This window comes from Vibrio sp. St2 (assembly GCF_947311885.1).
Classification (GTDB): domain Bacteria; phylum Pseudomonadota; class Gammaproteobacteria; order Enterobacterales; family Vibrionaceae; genus Vibrio; species Vibrio coralliilyticus.
Genome location: NZ_CAMZNA010000001.1, coordinates 929890 through 944977, shown reverse-complemented (window position 1 = coordinate 944977; position 15088 = coordinate 929890). Strand labels below are relative to the sequence as shown.

Below are 15088 nucleotides of genomic sequence, written 5' to 3'. Positions count from 1 at the left end.
AAACTTCTATATCTCCGCACTAGAAATGCCATCAGTACCCTTTAAACCTCAGCTATATACACTGGTTTTGTGGGGCACTAATCACTAGTTACGAGAGAAAAATCAATGAATCAAACAGAGGTAAAAGCGTTAGTGGTTTCTTTGCTAGATATTGCCGGGCTAAAGAAAATTCTAACGTCTGTTAGTGCAACCCTAATCAGCTTCGGTGTGAACGATATTGCCCAGCTTATCGCAATCTCCGTGGGTATCGTTTCAGGTGTTATGGCTATTCGCCACTATGCCGTTGCCACCAAACTCAACCAAGCCAAACTCGACAAACTGAACTCTCAAGAGGACGGCGCAATATGAGCCTAAAAACCAAAGCAATACAGGCGGTGGTGTGCTCTGTCACTTCGGTTCTTGCCATTGTCTTCACTATTGACTCAGAACTAAACGTTAGTGAAAACGGTTTACGCCATATCGCTAACGAGGAAGGTTGCCGCCTTAAGTCCTACCAATGCAGTGCGAACGTTTGGACTGTCGGTCTAGGTCATACCAAAGGCGTGACCAAGGATACACATATTACCGAACAGCAAGCCGCTGAAAGCTTTGTTGAAAGCGTATCTGCCGCTGAACGTGTCGTTAACAAGCGTATCACCCAAACACCAAACCAAGGCGAGTACGACATGATGGTGAGCTTTGTTTATAACCTTGGCACAGGTAACTTCGCTCGCTCTACATTGCTGAAAAAATTCAATCGAGGTGATCGCACTGGTGCTTGTAATGAGTATCCGCGGTGGGTGTTTGTGAATGGTAAAGATTGCCGACAAGAAACAAGCAACTGTGCCGGTATTCCTAAACGCCGAAGTAAAGAGCAAGACGTATGCCTAAACGGTTGGCAAGGAGAGTGACCATGTTAAGTAAGTATCTAACCTTGTTTAAAGCCGTTGCCTTTACTGCCGTTCTTGGTGGTGTTGCTTACGTTTCCTACGACTACGGCGTAACGACTACAGAAGTTAAGGCCCTAAAAGCGCAAAACGCCTTATGGGACAAAGTGGAACATAAACAAGACGAGGCTTTTCAATTAGCCGTAAAACTGGCTAACCAAAAGCCTGATATTCGAATTGAGTTTCGAGAGATAGAAAAAGAGGTGATCAAGTATGCTCAAAAGAACAGTGATAAGCAGTGTGTTGTTAATGACTCTGACTGGTTGCGCATCCGATCCAACGCAGTGCGAGCGCATAATAGAGCGCTCAGTATTGAGCAATCCGCCTCCATTTTTGATGACGCCACCCAAACTCCTAGAGCCCCAACGGTTTACGAGCGAGACTCAGAAGTTTTAGATCAAGACATTCACAATCTAAGCATTTGTGCAGAAAACGCTAAAAAGCTCCAGTTGCTGCAGAGTTGGATAAAAAGTGCACAGTAAGACGTTGATAGATAATCGATAATGGTTATAAATACTCTAAATGAGATTTGATTTATTTATAGAAAGGTAATTAAATAGCTGCTCAGAATAAATAAAAGGTAATTTTATGAAACGTAGTTGGATTTTAAGTTTAACACTTGCTGTTGCCACGTTGGGTTTGTCAGGGTGTGGAAGTACATCAAATAAATCAGATATAGATCTCACGTCAAAGTTTAGAGTGACAGAAATCAGTGTGGACGTAACCCAGTACCATGAACCAGAGCTTGAATACCATAGTAAAGAGGAGCTCTCCCAAATGGTTTCGAGCTTAATTAAAACAAAGCTAGCGGAAAAAGGCTTACTTTCCGATAAACCTGAAATGGATGCTATAGCGATAAATGTTGACTATTACAGGAGATTTGTAGGTGATGCTACGCCAATCCCTTCGGACTCTCTAGCTCCACCAAAATTTGATTACGATGTTCAGCTTTCTGGAAACGAGAAACCTGTCACCCTAATAGATCAAAAGAAGTTAACTTATAACGGTGGTTTTGCATTCAACTTGCAGGTACTTTCTGGAACCATTCGAGACAAGTCCGCAGAAAATGATTTTGCTGAAGCAATTGCTAATCACATCGTTGAAGATATTGAAAAGTTGAACTAATCATAATTAAGGCTTCTAAATAGAAGCCTTAATTCAATCAAGTAACACTGCTTTCTCATAGCTTTTCACATTGAGCAACTCGAACCCCACAAAATCATTCAACTCTTGCATCATATCAATCAGTGGCAAAAGCTCATTCTTGTGAAACAACCAATCAACCTTACTGAGATCGAGTGACGTAATACTCTCGCGGCGAACGCTCATCAACTCGATAGGGACACGGTGGAGAGCCAGCACATCATTCATAGTTTGGTTCTTCACTTCCTTAAATGAATCCTTTGCTTCTACTTGGCCAATCGGTTTAAGTTCCGGCGCTTTAGTGTCTTTACCTCGCGCATTTACAAACATGTTCTTAAACGCCATGCCTTCTTTTGCCTGTAGCTTGGTTTTAATTTCGTCTTCCTGTTTTTTCGTCATGCTGGGCTCATTCATATAAAGCAGGTAACCCGCGTGCTGGCCGTTGCGGTAGTACTGGCGGCGGAACAAAGTGGCATCGTCATTAAGCCAGATGGAGGTGAGTCCACTTACGTGACCGGGTAACCCATAGATCTCCTGAGCAACGTCGTATTCGGAGAGATGGAAGATTTGTCCCTCCTTAAAATCAACTCTGCCATCATCCTCGTAAGTTTTCGGCTTGTAGGTATAACCCAAGTCCTCTCGGCGACGCATATACAAAGCTGGAATGTGTTTAACCTGAACGATAGGACCTTTGCCTGCGTGTGAGCGAACAATTTGGAAATAGCCGTTGCCAAAGGTGAGATAGTCTTGGATAAATCGCTTAAGGTCGCGACGGGATAATACTGATGACACGTTCACAGCATAGGCGAGGGTATTGCGCTTAAACTCAATCGCGCTCGAGTGCATCGGGTTAACTCGCAGCGCTTTGGCCAAAGTATCGAACGGAATAGGTGGCTCATACAAACCATCAACCAAAGCCGTTTCAAGGTAACTTAGTATGTCGCTGTTCATCACGCTGACAGGGCTAGAAAATTCAATCTCAATCACTTCGTTTCTCCGCTCTTTGGCTTAGAAAATTTCAACGGTGGTATCGTCGTCATTGTTAATATCAATTGGCTCCCAGCACATCACGTGCATTGAAGCCCAGGCAAGGTCAGCATGCGAACCTATCTTGCTGCGGTTAGAGACAAACGTAACCTGGTTACTGATGTTGGTGGTCTGCTGGCGAATCATCAGGAAGGAATGCACCAGGTCATCCCATTCGGCATCAAACTGCAGTCGACCATTGCCGATGATCTCCCGAGCTTTGTAGGCCATCATCCGCTTGACCTCTGGTGAGTAGTTGAGCTCGAGCAAAGACGGATAGAACTTTCTAACCAATTCAGCCACGGCAGAACCTACGCCACTGGTATCGATGGCGAGGTGCACTACATTATATTTTTCGGTGATCCCGCGAATGGCTTCAGCTTGCTGCTCATAGCTCGAACCTTTGAGTCTTAAGCGCTCGATGAAGCGGAAAACGCTGCCCTTCATATTTGGCTTAAGTGAAACCACTAAACCTGCATCATCTGAGCCTTCTCCTTGACCACCACCTCTTGGGTCATAGCCGACTAACACTTCCGCATCACCGACGGGGCGTGGCTTGTTGTGGTCAACTTCCTTCCATAGAGAGGAATCCGCTTTGCAGGCGAGAAGAGCTTTTAGTGAAAAGAACGAAGCACTGTCATCCAAGAATTTGCATCGCAGTAGGTTGTCGAAGATTTCCTTAACTGGATATTTACGCTTAAGCTTCTCCATGTTGAAGAAGGTCGCGCCTTTCTTCATCGCGTCATCAACGGTGATCATCTGCCTAAAGATAAAATCAGGACCTAACGCCCCACCTTTAAGCGCGGTGTGGCTGATATCAATACTGTGCTCTTTCTTACCTTCCCATTTCGGGTAAGCTTCATGAGCCATCGTGGAAGGCGTCGAAATATACGTGGTGCGGAACTTCGCTTGTATCGACATGCCGCCTGCATAGTCATCCAGCTCAGCGAAGCGGGGTATCCAAAACACTTCATCCCAATACATGTGGCCGTTGAAACCCTGAGACGTAGAAACGTTGGTCGACATAAAGCCCAGCTTGGCGCCATTACTTAATTCAATATCATCTTTGCCTTTGAGGTCGACTTCACCAATCTCGAGAGCAAACTTACGGATGTAGTTCTTGAAGATATAAGCCTGCTTTTTCGACGCAGAGATAAAAACCTGGTTATCACCATTAAGCACAGCGTCTTCGAAAGCTTCATAAGCAAAATAGAAGGTGAGACCAATCTGGCGCGACTTCAGATAGAAACGCGTTTCGTTGATGTCATCATCGAGCTTGTGAGCATGTATCTCTTTCTGGTACTCAAAGAAAGTACGCTCGCGGTATTCATCAAGCATCTCTTTGGTGATCTGCGAAACGTCATTCTTAACTTTGTTAGGTTTGCGACCTCTAGGGCTTTTGCCTTCGACGGATGTGCCTGGTCTGCTTCGCTTATTCTCTGCTTCAACACGTTTGTAGTGCTGATCGAGTAGCATCTTCAGCTCGCGTTCCTGACACTCAAGCTTTTGGTCAACCCACATCAGATACGTGATCCTCTGACGCAGCATGAGCTCTACGGGCAAATCATCCCGCATTTCCTTCCAGCCAAATTTTGATACCCATTGCTGAACCGTTCGGGTGGCAACACCGATTTTATCCGCGATTTCTGCCGGCTTTTGCTGGCGTAAGAACAACCCAAACGCTTGAGTTTGCGTTGGCGTGTATAGCGGCTGGTTCAGATTGGTTACTGCATTCGTCTCCATGCCTGCATAGTGCTACAGAGCCCGCCATTACTCAGCTTGCGAGAGTTCTATATCGGGTATCTAGAATCAGGATGAATACAAAAAGAGGAAGGCTTTCGTTAGATTGAAATCATCGAATTCAGGAGAGTTTAGACATGTTTCAGTCAGAGCCGATTTGTATTTTGCAGGCAGGGACAACTGTTGATGGTCGCGTTATTGAACAGAAAATCATTGATGAAATCGCAGAGACCTACAACCCAGAGGTGTACACCGCGCGCATTAATGAAGAGCACTATGACTGGAGCTACAAATTCGGTTCGGTGTTGTCGGTAGAGAAGCGTGAAGACAAGCTGTTCGCAGTCATTAAACCTAACTCCCACTTGCTACGCATGACGGAACAAGGCCAGTTGCTTCATACATCCTGTGAGTTCATTGAGAAGTTTTCTAACACTGAGAAAGCCTATTTAACCGGACTGGCTCTGACCGACAAACCCGCATCACTGGGTACAACTCAAATCCATCTCTCTAGCAAGGACGATGGCAAGGTTCACGTACTTTCAAAGTTTACGATCGAACCCCAAACGCTGTCGCAAGAAGAACCGGAAAGTGATGCCTCCTTATTCCAGAAATTCAAAAGCTGGCTCAGCGGTGAAAAGTCTCCTGAGCAGTTCTCGCAACAAGAGGAAGAAAGCGAAATGAGTAAAGAAACTGAAGAGCTGCTCAAACAAAGCATAGAGCAGAACAAGGTACTCAGTACCAACTTAGGCCTGTTGGTCGAAAGCCTTTCCGCACAGAAAAAACCAGAGGTTGATCAAGAGGAGCCTGAAAGCAATCAGCTCGATGAACTCAAAGGTCAGGTGGAGCAGTTGTCGACTCAGATGTCGGAGATGACGACAACGCTTAGCCAAATCACTGACGAAACACCGCGCAAGCTAGCAGGTCAGGACAGCGAAGAAGAGCAGTACCTATAACGCCAGTCTGACGAAGAGATACAGGTAAAACTATGCAGAAACAAACGCAAATCAAGCTCAATGCTTACGTGAAGAAAGTCGCTGAGCAAAATGAAGTGGATGACGCGACCCAGAAGTTTAACGTCACGCCAAACGGCACGCAGAAAATCATTGGCCAGATGCGAGAGAGCAACTGGTTCCTGAAGAAGATCAATATCATTCCGGTGAAGAACCAGAAAGGCGAATCCATCGGTCTGGGCGTAACGGGCATGATTGCTAGTCGCACCGATACTTCCGGTGAAGGTCGCCGTGTACCGAAAGACTACTCAGGCATGGGCGCGATGCCGTACATGTGTGAGCAGACTAACTTTGATACCGCAATTCGTTACGACAAACTTGATGCTTGGGCGCATGACAAGCGCTTCAACTCAATCATCTCAGCTCATACGCGTGAGCAGATTGATGCCAACAAAATCACCATCGGTTGGTACGGTGAACGCGTAGAGAAGAACACCAATGCGAGCTCGAATCCAAACGGTGAAGACGTCAACAAAGGTTGGTTTCAGGCGATGCGTGACCACAACGCCGAGCGCTACATCACCGAAATTGTGCCTAATTCCGGTGAGATCCGAATCGGTGAAGGTGGTGACTTCATTAATCTCGATTTAGCGGTGCTCAACACCAAGAACCTGCTTCACGATGCGTGCGAAAACGATTCAAACCTGATTGCGATTATCGGCTCTGACTTGCTGGCTTACGACAAAGCGAAGTTCTACGAAGCGCATGGCAATACACCAAGCGAGAAGAGCAAGATTCAGGAAGTGCAGGTCATTGGAACCTACGGTGGCCTGCCTGCGGTGAAGGTTCCGGGTTTCCCATCAACCGGCATTATGGTGACCAGCTACGACAACCTGTCTATCTACATTCAGGAAGGCTCGATTCGTCGCTCAATGGGTAAGAAGAACGACGAGAAAGACCAGATCGAAAACTTCGAGTCGATGAACATGGCTTACGTCATTGAAGAAATCGGCAAAGCAGCCGCGATGGAATTCAAGAACGTCAAACTGAAGATTGGCGAAAACTGGGTATAGCCCTTAAACGACCACCCCCCTCAATGCGGGCTCTAACACTCAATCTGTGAAGCCTTGGCAGAAGCAGAGTTCAGTGTTTGTCTGCCCGCATTTCTCTCGAGGAACCATGATGGAATTTGTCGGTGATAAAAGCGAAACCTACGACTCAGAGTTGCCAGCCACGGCAAAGTATCCGGCGTTGAAGCTGGCAGAGTTTCAGTCTCTGTTTCATTTCATGAGCAATGAAACAGAGGCAGGCATTCTGCATCAAGCGAGCGTGTCGCGTATCAAAGTACATAAAGAGTTGGAGTGCGTTATGGCGCTTTACGATGACCTAAACGCACTTTCTAAGGATCAGTTTGAAGATGAAGAAGCAGGCGCAACGCTCTACAAGCAGGCGGTATTTGCTTTAACAGCCGGTGAGTTGATCGGTATTCAGTTAAGTGGGGATGCGACAGCGGAAGCTGCGCAGCGACAAGAGGCGCTAACGGACAAGAAACAGCATTGCGAAGTCCAGTATCGCCAAGCCATAGACCTGCTTATTCATAGTCACGAAACCTACTGCTTTGAGGTGGTGTGATGAAAGCCCTGCAAAGCCTCACGGAGTTGTTTATAAGCCTCATTACAGATTCGAAGAGCTTAGATATCTGGGTAGAAGATGGTGCTCTGTTTTGTGGTCAAGGACCATTGGTCGACGGCTATGAGTTGGAATACACCGTCATTGTTTTTGTTCAGAACGCGAGATTAAAACCGCACATTCTGTTTATGCATTTGGTGAACTGGCTTAACAAGCATGATCCGGAACGAACAGAGAAAGGCTTACCAGCACCGACGTTTGCGACTCAGGTGCTCGATGATGGCAAATGTGACATCAAGATAAAAATTGACCTCAGAGAAAGCTACTCACTGGCAGAGAATGAGCAAGGAAGCTGGAAGCAGCAAGGGACCCTATATGAGTGTATCAGCGAGTTTGAAGCGACCGCGCAACCGGATGAACTGAATGAGCTGGTTTACTTCGTTGGCCATACCAAGGACTTGCCATGAAGATCTTAGAAAGCCCAGAACAGCTGACCCAGTTGGTAGATGTTTTAGTTATGAAAGCGTCTGAAAAGCATGACTTAAACCGCCGGATGGCAAACCGAGCACGGCAGTTCTTTAGGCAGCAAATCAGAGCGCAGCGAGACATTAATAACAACCCATATCAAAGCCGAAGGCCAAAGACTCAGCTTGATGATGGAGCCAACAACAAAGATATGCTGCTGGGTTTTGCTCAGGCACTACGAACACGAACCAGTGACAAAGGGTTTGAGGTTGGACTAAAGGGCTCTGCGGGTGTTATTGGCCGTGAGCACAATGAAGGTGCACAGCTCTCTTTCACCACAAGGGTAAACGGCTTCTTCGATTCGAATGTGGGACAGTGGCAGGGTGGAATACTCACTAAACGAAGTTATCACATGCCCAAACGTACGTTTATCAGCTGGACACCACAGCTCGAAAAAGAGTTGTTGGCGATGGCTGCAGAACACTTTGCACTAGAGGATGCAACCTAATGCGAACATTTAAGGTTAAGCCGATCAGCAAAGGCTTACTGGTTCGAGACCCTGAAACCAGACAACCGCTGAAAGCTGCGGGAGAAGTGAAACCGCGCAATACCTACTGGCTACGCCGAATCAAGGATAAATCCGTTGTTGAGGTTAAGGCGAAACAACAAAAACAGGAGACTGAAGAATGAGTATGAGCTTCTCAGAAGTGCCGAGCAATGCTCGTGTTCCGGGCATGTATGTCGAGATTGATAACAGCCTGGCTAACAGTGCTGAAGACCAGCAACTTTGCCTTGTGATCGGCAATGCCGCCGATGGTGCCGCGGTAGGGGCAAACACAGTAAAGCTTTGCATGGATGATGCAAAAGCCGCTGAGCACTTTGGCAGCTCAGATATCGTTAAGATGGTGAAGTTCTTCCGCAAGCAGGATGAAACTATGCCCGTGTATGCGGTGAGTGTGACCAGCAATGACACCATGTCTGCGCTTGCTGCATTGGGCGATAAGCAGTATCACCATATCATTTGTTCATTGAATGACGAGACCACTATCCGTGACTTGGGCGAGTTCTTGGAAAAGCGCTACGACGCGCTCAATCAAATCCCTGGTCTGGCGTATTTACCAAAGAAAGGCACACACTCTGAGCTGGTGACCTTTGGTTCGAAAAGCAATTGTCCCCTGATCAGCTTTATGTCGATTGATAGCTTGGGTGATTCATCGAATCAGGTGTTGTCGGATGCAGAAGCTGTTGCTGCTTGGGCAGGGCAAATTGCCCCTTCATTGGCCAACGACCCATGCCGACCCCTACAAACCCTCAAACTGAGTGGCGTGTACTCAACGGCGGAAACGGAATTTGACTGGGCAGAACGTAACTTACTGCTTCATGAAGGAATGGGAACTTACACAGTCACGCCAAGCAAAGAAGTGCAGATTGAGCGCCCAGTAACTGCGTATACCGAGAATGCGTCAGGTATCGCCGATAACAGTTACCTCGACATCATGACACCGGCAACCGCAATGTATTTCCGCCAGAAGCAACGTTCACGCATCCTAAGCAAATACGCGCGCCACAAAGTCGCAAAGGACGGTACCAAGTTTGCACCCGGTCAGGTCATTGTTACGCCAAGCATGTTCAAAAGTGAGCTGCTCGCTTTGTATCGGGAGCTGGAATATCAGGGCATCGTGCAAGATTTCGATGGCTACAAAAAGTCTTTGATTGTCGAGCTCGACCAAACCAACAAGCAACGCATCAACTATCAGGATTCACCGCAGTTCGTGAATGGATTGATCATCGTTGCAGGTAAGATTCAATTCAGGAAGTAAGCCATGGGAACAACAATTACTAGCCGCGCAGTACTTAATGCCGGTTCATTGGGGCGCTTACCAATCAAAGAAGGCGCGGAAATCAACTTTGGCAACCTCAAGCGTGAACCGGTTATGGGTGACGATGGTGTGCTTGGCCACAGCGAGTCTTATGAAGAGGCGCCATCCATTAAGTGCGTCATCGCCCACGCTAGCAATACCGATGAAGATGCCATTAAAAAGTTCGTCGATGAAAACATTACACTCGAGACGAACAGTGGTAAAACCTACACCTTAACCGATGCGTGGGTAGGTGACCCGCTCACGTTGGCCGTGAAGGAAGGGCAGCTGGAAGTCATGTTCTATGGCTACGAGCTAATCCCACAATAAGGAGCGGGCCATGTATTCAATACTCATGAAACGTCAGGCGCTCACCAACAAGCCTAAAGTCGCGCAGGTTGAACAATCGAATCGACCATCGGCGTTGAGTAAGCCCTGGGAAGAAGTCCAGTTGATGCTCAAACAAGATTTATCTTACGTTCGAACTTTGGCGGGCTCAAAGGAGAAGGACCCATTCAAAGAGTCTTTGATCGAGAAGTACCGCTCAATCGTCGAAACCCTGCTTGAAACGCATCAGGGCAATTACGCCAATCTAGATGTATTGTGGTGGTTCTTCATGTGGCATGTCGATTTGGGACTGCTGGCAACCATTCACGATGATTTTCGCAATGCCATTGGTGCAGGGCTGGAAACACCACACAACTGGAAAATGAACGGCCAGACAGCCTATTGCGGTTATGTATTCAATTACTCGCTGGAAGCCCACAAAGCCAACAAAGAGTATGAACGTAGTTACTTGCTCAATGCTGTGCAAGATTTGCAATCTGGTGAGCTCGCAACCAATGCACCACTGAAAGTGAAAATGTATCGCTTGGTCGGTGACTGGCATTACGAAGAAGGCGAACGCGAACTGGCGTACCAACTCTATGAACAGGTGATGAAGCTAGACCCGGACAAAGGCGGCTGCAAAACCAAACTCAAAGAACTGAAGGAAGAACTGGGCTATGGCGACACCAATTAAACACAGCAGTGAAGTGAAAAAGGTCAAGTTGGCAGTACCGCATGAGAAAGATGGCGAGATGATTGAAGAACTTGAAATCACCAAACCTCACTCGGGCAACTTGCGGGGTTTAAACCTCATCAAAGTGTGTGAGATGGATTTCGAAACAGGGCAGATTCTGGTGCCAAGAATCACCTGCTTGAATGAGCGAGATATGCTCAACTTAGCGCCAGAGAACTGGGCGCCAGTACTGACTGAAATCGCCTCTTTTTTCGTCAACACGAAACAGTAATCGAATACGTTGAAGACTACTACGCAGACATAGCAGTAGTGCTGGGCTGGCAGCCAAGCGAATTGGATAGGCTTAGCTACGAAGACTTATTGCTGTTTCGTGAAAAAGCCAGAGTTAGACACGAACGGAAAGAGAGCGAATAAGCTCTCTTTTTTGCATCACCAATAAGGGATATCACCATGAAAATGAATCTGTCAGTTGTGATGGGGATGAAAGACAAGATATCCGCACCGCTCAAGGGCATTTCCAGCGAATCTGATCACTACGCAAAGGTCATCAAGAAGGTGCAAAAAGCGCAGGCAGATGACACAGCTGCACTAGGTATGATCGCGTCATTCAAAAACTCGCAGAAAGAGTTAAGTAAGAACGCCCTCGCAATTGCAGCCACTAACGAAAAGCTCACCGAACTCAAAGCCAAAGCGGCATCCGCGACGCGCCCAAGTGCTGCACTGACAGAGAAGATCAGCAAACAGCAGGATAAGTTAGACAAGCTTAACTCAGAACAAACGAGCTACAAGAACAACCTGGCTCGGCTGGGTAAACAGCTTAGCCAGACAGGCGTGAAAATGTATGACTTGGAAGGCGAAAGCGATCGGCTAAACCGAAGCTACAAAAAGCACGGCAAAGAGATTGCGCGCCTTAGCAAGAAGTACTCGATTCTACAGGGGGCAATGAAGCCCATTCAAAAGCTCAATGGCGCAATACGTTTACCAAATGTTGCTTCTGCCACGGTAGGTAAGGGCGCCGCTTTATTGGGTGGCGTGAGCTTGGCTGGGTTGGTCTCTGAGGTAAATAGTACTGCAGACGAGATGGACAAACTGGCGAAAGTTGCCGGTAACCTGAACCTGCCGATTGAAGAGCTGCAAGCCATGCAATCCCAAGCCAATCATGCAGGCGTTGAAAGCGATGCTTTATCTGGCTCTATGCTCAGGTTTACTAAACGCTTAGGCGTATTGCAGGAGACAGGAACAGGCGCGCTGGGTTCATTCCTCAAGAAAAGCGGTAACTCACTCCACAAAGACTTACAGGGGGCAGAAGATACCCAGCAAGCCTACGAAATGCTGCTTGATGCATTTTCAAAGCTAGAGTCACCTCAAGAGCAGATGGCATTTGCCGATGCTGCGTTTGGGCAGGATGGACGCAAAATGTTAATCATGCTCCGCGAAGGTACGCAGGGGCTAACCGCTGCACGTAAAGAGCTTAACGCTCTTGGCGGAGGTGCAACCGCTGAAGACGCTGCAAAGGCAGAAGCATACAACGACGCACTGCAGAGAATTCAGGAAAGTGTTCGTTCAATGAAGTTTGCCGCACTCGCACCAGTGATGGAGAAAGTCACTAAAGTCTTTACTCGATTCTCGGACAAGTTTAAGAACGCGCAGTGGCGCACCGAGTTTATTGAAAAGCTCATCCAAACCGTCGACGGCCTGTATCGAGGCTTTGCGTTACTCGGTAAAGGGCTTATCTGGGTAACTCAACATTTCAAAGGCATTGTGGCGGCACTCGCCATTTTTAAAGTAGCGATGATTGGCCTTAACGCCGTCATCATGGCTAACCCGATCGGGATGATAGTGGCAGCGGTAGGTGCAGCGATTATCGCCATAACTTACTTAGTCGATAAGTTTGTTGGCTTAGATAAAGTCATCAAGTGGGTAGGGGAAAAAGTAGGCTGGTTATGGAATAAGTTCAAAGCCCTTATCAACAAACTGCCAGATTCACTGATTCCAGAAGGTTGGAAAATAGAAACTGAACAGGCAGGCAAACAAGTCGACAATCTTGCCAGCAAGCTCGATGGCATTAAAAACAAAAACGCCAAACTCGGCATTACCACTGAAGAAAAAACAAACCGCCGTGAAACAACCAGTTCACAATACCATGTTTATCAGTCAGGAAATCTGACTACGCCAAAGCAATATCAAGCCTACCAACCACTTACTAGCCAGACCTTAAAGAGCAAATCCGAAGTCGAACTTCGGATTAAGTCAGATAAGCCTGTGACAGTAGACAAAGCCAAGATTGAAAAGGGCACTGAGCTGAATTTGGATGTGGGAGCCTTGGGGAATAGTTACTAGAACTAACTAAGGATATACGTTGGCAGGAGTCGGTATTTCTATATCGTATAGATTAAAAATGATATTGGGGATATTATTCTTTAACAATCAAGTGTCTAATTGAAAAAAGTTTAATGAACGTCCAAGATGAAGGGCTCCTGTATAGGTATCGCCCCTACAATGAAAATACACTCAGTGAAATTGTAAATAATCAGCTTTGGCACTCCCATGTCCGCTTACTAAACGACCCCTTTGAGCTTCCTTTTCAGTTTGACTGGGAAGAGATAAATGAAAAAAACCTGATTAAAATCAGTCGTAAAATAAACCTATTAAGTGAACAGAAACTTCAAGAATGCTATGCCAAAAATCTGCAAGGTAACACTTTGGAGCTTGTAAAACGACTTTATCAAGATCAGACTACTGAATTAGAAACTTATACAACTAAGGCGTTTGTATGCTGCTTCAGTAAATCTGATGATCAACCGTTGATGTGGTCTCATTATGCGCAGGGTATGACAGGCCTTTGTATAGCTTATAAAAAGGACAATCTTGTAAATAATGATGTTGAGCCTTTGGTGTTAAAGGACGTTAAATACAATTCTAAAGTAGAGAAACTCTCGTACAAAGACATCGATTCATATGTTGTTGAACGACAAGATGGGCGTGATATGAAAGGTCAATTGGGGCTTTCAGTTCGTATGAAAATGTCACTTTCCGCTATAACTCATGTTTATCAAAAACATACTCGCTGGGAGTATGAAGGAGAAGTCCGCAGTGTTCTTTTTGCTCAGAGTGATGTGGAAAACGAAAAATCTGGACTGATCGAAACTGTTGCTGACAATGCAATAAACCATATTGTTATAGGTTCCAAAATGTCTTCCACAAATAAAGAAGTCATTTTAGCTTTGTGCCGTGGACGTGGCATACCTGTTTATGTCGCAACACCAAACAGAGATACCTATTCGGTTGAAATTGATAACGAGCAACTGTAGTTCATGGTTAGAAAAAATGCATCAATATTTGAACTCATCAAAGACAACTGGGGTATCGTAACTGCTCTAGGGGTAGTCGTTTCTCAAATATTGGCAGTGAGCATCGAAGTACAGACTCTAGGGTTCTTTGGAGTTGAGTACCTTGCCATTGCTCAGCTATCGGACATACCCCTGATACTGCTGAGATACCCAGAAATGATTCTTTTCACCATTTATGCGGGGTTGGCGATTTATGGTTTACACAATATATGTGAGGCTTGGCGAACCGGAAGCCGAACAAAAAGATATTTTAGAACTCCAGACTTTTTAAGCAATATGCTTCTTATTGTCTTAGGGGCGATTTTTGTGTTGTCATTTTGGGAATATTCTAAGTCAGCGCAAAGGTTGCAATGGCTAAACCATAGAGCTTTCCCCAATGCTGTGATGATTACTGCTACTAATAAAGAGAAGAGTAAATGTTATGGCTATATAAGTGCGACAACAACACATCTAGTACTTTATGACTTTGCTATAAAAGAGGCTAAAACAATACTTAAATCCAGTGTTGAGGATATAAGATGGCCATATGGGAAAGTGCTAGAAAGTGAGGGTGAGCACTGCATCACATACGATTCTTTAGAGGACTTTAAAAGCAAAGAATAATTTAGGTAGTTTGGCTTTTGACATGTTAGTACTTAACTCAAGCCTAAAGCACGATGCTTTTCGTTTGACACCGATCTTCCACATCGTTAACCTGTAACGGCACTGGCAAAATCCAGTGCCGGGCGTAGGAACCCGTTTTATCTTTCTCTAGGCGCATAGACGCCAGCTTTTAGCTGGTTTTTTTATGTGCGGCTTAGGCACACCTAAACATGGTGGCTTTGCTTATCTATTAGGCAAAATGCATCTGAATTATGGTGGGCTGGGCAGGGCAGCTTCGGCTGGCCGTTTCCTAGAGAGCGGTATTCCTACCCCTGTTCAGTTCACCACCCGAAGCGTAGGAACTCCGAGTGGTGATTTAGCAGACTAAATCTCTAGG

Annotated in this window: 21 protein-coding genes; 19 read left to right on the top strand and 2 right to left on the bottom strand. The window is 46.1% G+C overall.

Going from position 1 to position 15088, the window contains the following annotated elements:
- The first annotated feature begins 105 nt into the window (after window positions 1-105).
- The 4 genes from QMA41_RS04510 to QMA41_RS04495 all read left to right on the top strand — a co-directional run bounded on the left by QMA41_RS04510 (window position 106) and on the right by QMA41_RS04495 (window position 2051).
- Entirely contained in the window at window positions 106-348 is a 243-nt protein-coding gene (locus QMA41_RS04510; protein ID WP_281628976.1) for a hypothetical protein, read from the top strand.
- Window positions 345-890, top strand: a complete 546-nt coding sequence (locus QMA41_RS04505) for a lysozyme (RefSeq protein WP_281628975.1) — start codon at window positions 345-347, stop codon at window positions 888-890. The genes QMA41_RS04510 and QMA41_RS04505 overlap by 4 nt, the downstream gene beginning before the upstream one ends.
- Window positions 891-892: 2 nt before the next feature.
- On the top strand, window positions 893-1408 hold the full coding sequence (locus QMA41_RS04500) for a hypothetical protein (RefSeq protein ID WP_281628974.1): 516 nt from the start codon (window positions 893-895) through the stop codon (window positions 1406-1408).
- Between the two features lie 106 nt (window positions 1409-1514).
- The gene (locus QMA41_RS04495) at window positions 1515-2051 is read left to right on the top strand and encodes a hypothetical protein (protein WP_281628973.1); all 537 of its coding nucleotides are present in this window, start codon (window positions 1515-1517) and stop codon (window positions 2049-2051) included.
- A gap of 33 nt (window positions 2052-2084) precedes the next feature.
- Here QMA41_RS04495 and QMA41_RS04490 read toward each other — a convergent pair whose 3' ends face one another.
- Together QMA41_RS04490 and QMA41_RS04485 are read right to left on the bottom strand one after the other, a co-directional pair.
- Entirely contained in the window at window positions 2085-3056 is a 972-nt protein-coding gene (locus QMA41_RS04490) for a phage portal protein (RefSeq protein ID WP_281628972.1), read from the bottom strand.
- Between the two features lie 21 nt (window positions 3057-3077).
- Window positions 3078-4838 carry a terminase family protein gene (locus QMA41_RS04485; RefSeq protein WP_281628971.1) on the bottom strand — a complete coding sequence of 587 codons (1761 nt, stop codon included), beginning with the start codon at window positions 4836-4838 and terminating at the stop codon, window positions 3078-3080.
- A gap of 134 nt (window positions 4839-4972) precedes the next feature.
- Here QMA41_RS04485 and QMA41_RS04480 point away from each other — a divergent pair, with 134 nt between their 5' ends.
- The 15 genes from QMA41_RS04480 (at window position 4973) to QMA41_RS04410 (ending at window position 15079) form a co-directional block, all read left to right on the top strand.
- The gene (locus QMA41_RS04480) at window positions 4973-5788 is read left to right on the top strand and encodes a GPO family capsid scaffolding protein (protein ID WP_281628970.1); all 816 of its coding nucleotides are present in this window, start codon (window positions 4973-4975) and stop codon (window positions 5786-5788) included.
- 32 nt (window positions 5789-5820) lie between these two features.
- Window positions 5821-6858, top strand: a complete 1038-nt coding sequence (locus QMA41_RS04475) for a phage major capsid protein, P2 family (protein ID WP_019274348.1) — start codon at window positions 5821-5823, stop codon at window positions 6856-6858.
- 109 nt (window positions 6859-6967) lie between these two features.
- Window positions 6968-7417, top strand: coding sequence for a head completion/stabilization protein (locus tag QMA41_RS04470; protein WP_281629163.1), 450 nt, complete (start codon window positions 6968-6970; stop codon window positions 7415-7417).
- Window positions 7417-7881: a phage tail protein gene (locus QMA41_RS04465; RefSeq protein ID WP_281628969.1), complete on the top strand. Its 465-nt coding sequence runs from the start codon at window positions 7417-7419 to the stop codon at window positions 7879-7881. Before QMA41_RS04470 ends, QMA41_RS04465 begins: the two co-directional genes overlap by 1 nt.
- Window positions 7878-8387, top strand: coding sequence for a phage virion morphogenesis protein (locus QMA41_RS04460; protein ID WP_281628968.1), 510 nt, complete (start codon window positions 7878-7880; stop codon window positions 8385-8387). The genes QMA41_RS04465 and QMA41_RS04460 overlap by 4 nt, the downstream gene beginning before the upstream one ends.
- Window positions 8387-8569, top strand: a complete 183-nt coding sequence (locus QMA41_RS04455; RefSeq protein WP_281628967.1) for a DUF2635 domain-containing protein — start codon at window positions 8387-8389, stop codon at window positions 8567-8569. Before QMA41_RS04460 ends, QMA41_RS04455 begins: the two co-directional genes overlap by 1 nt.
- On the top strand, window positions 8566-9699 hold the full coding sequence (locus tag QMA41_RS04450; protein ID WP_281628966.1) for a phage tail sheath subtilisin-like domain-containing protein: 1134 nt from the start codon (window positions 8566-8568) through the stop codon (window positions 9697-9699). Before QMA41_RS04455 ends, QMA41_RS04450 begins: the two co-directional genes overlap by 4 nt.
- 3 nt (window positions 9700-9702) lie before the next feature.
- Window positions 9703-10068 (top strand): phage tail tube protein, encoded by a 366-nt coding sequence (locus tag QMA41_RS04445; protein WP_019274354.1) that lies wholly within the window; start codon window positions 9703-9705, stop codon window positions 10066-10068.
- 10 nt (window positions 10069-10078) lie between these two features.
- Complete coding sequence (gene gpM, locus QMA41_RS04440; protein WP_281628965.1) at window positions 10079-10759, top strand: phage terminase small subunit; 681 nt, start codon at window positions 10079-10081, stop codon at window positions 10757-10759.
- Window positions 10743-11030, top strand: a complete 288-nt coding sequence (locus QMA41_RS04435; RefSeq protein WP_021455669.1) for a phage tail assembly protein — start codon at window positions 10743-10745, stop codon at window positions 11028-11030. The genes gpM and QMA41_RS04435 overlap by 17 nt, the downstream gene beginning before the upstream one ends.
- On the top strand, window positions 11030-11173 hold the full coding sequence (locus tag QMA41_RS04430; protein WP_080927273.1) for a GpE family phage tail protein: 144 nt from the start codon (window positions 11030-11032) through the stop codon (window positions 11171-11173). Before QMA41_RS04435 ends, QMA41_RS04430 begins: the two co-directional genes overlap by 1 nt.
- 36 nt (window positions 11174-11209) lie before the next feature.
- Window positions 11210-13099: a hypothetical protein gene (locus QMA41_RS04425; RefSeq protein ID WP_281628964.1), complete on the top strand. Its 1890-nt coding sequence runs from the start codon at window positions 11210-11212 to the stop codon at window positions 13097-13099.
- Between the two features lie 113 nt (window positions 13100-13212).
- Window positions 13213-14070, top strand: a complete 858-nt coding sequence (locus QMA41_RS04420) for a DUF2971 domain-containing protein (protein WP_281628963.1) — start codon at window positions 13213-13215, stop codon at window positions 14068-14070.
- A 3-nt stretch (window positions 14071-14073) separates the two neighbouring features.
- Window positions 14074-14712 (top strand): hypothetical protein, encoded by a 639-nt coding sequence (locus tag QMA41_RS04415; protein WP_281628962.1) that lies wholly within the window; start codon window positions 14074-14076, stop codon window positions 14710-14712.
- Window positions 14713-14896: 184 nt separating this feature from the next.
- A complete protein-coding gene (locus QMA41_RS04410) occupies window positions 14897-15079 on the top strand; it encodes a hypothetical protein (protein ID WP_171352083.1) in 183 nt (60 codons plus the stop codon).
- Window positions 15080-15088: the final 9 nt, after the last annotated feature.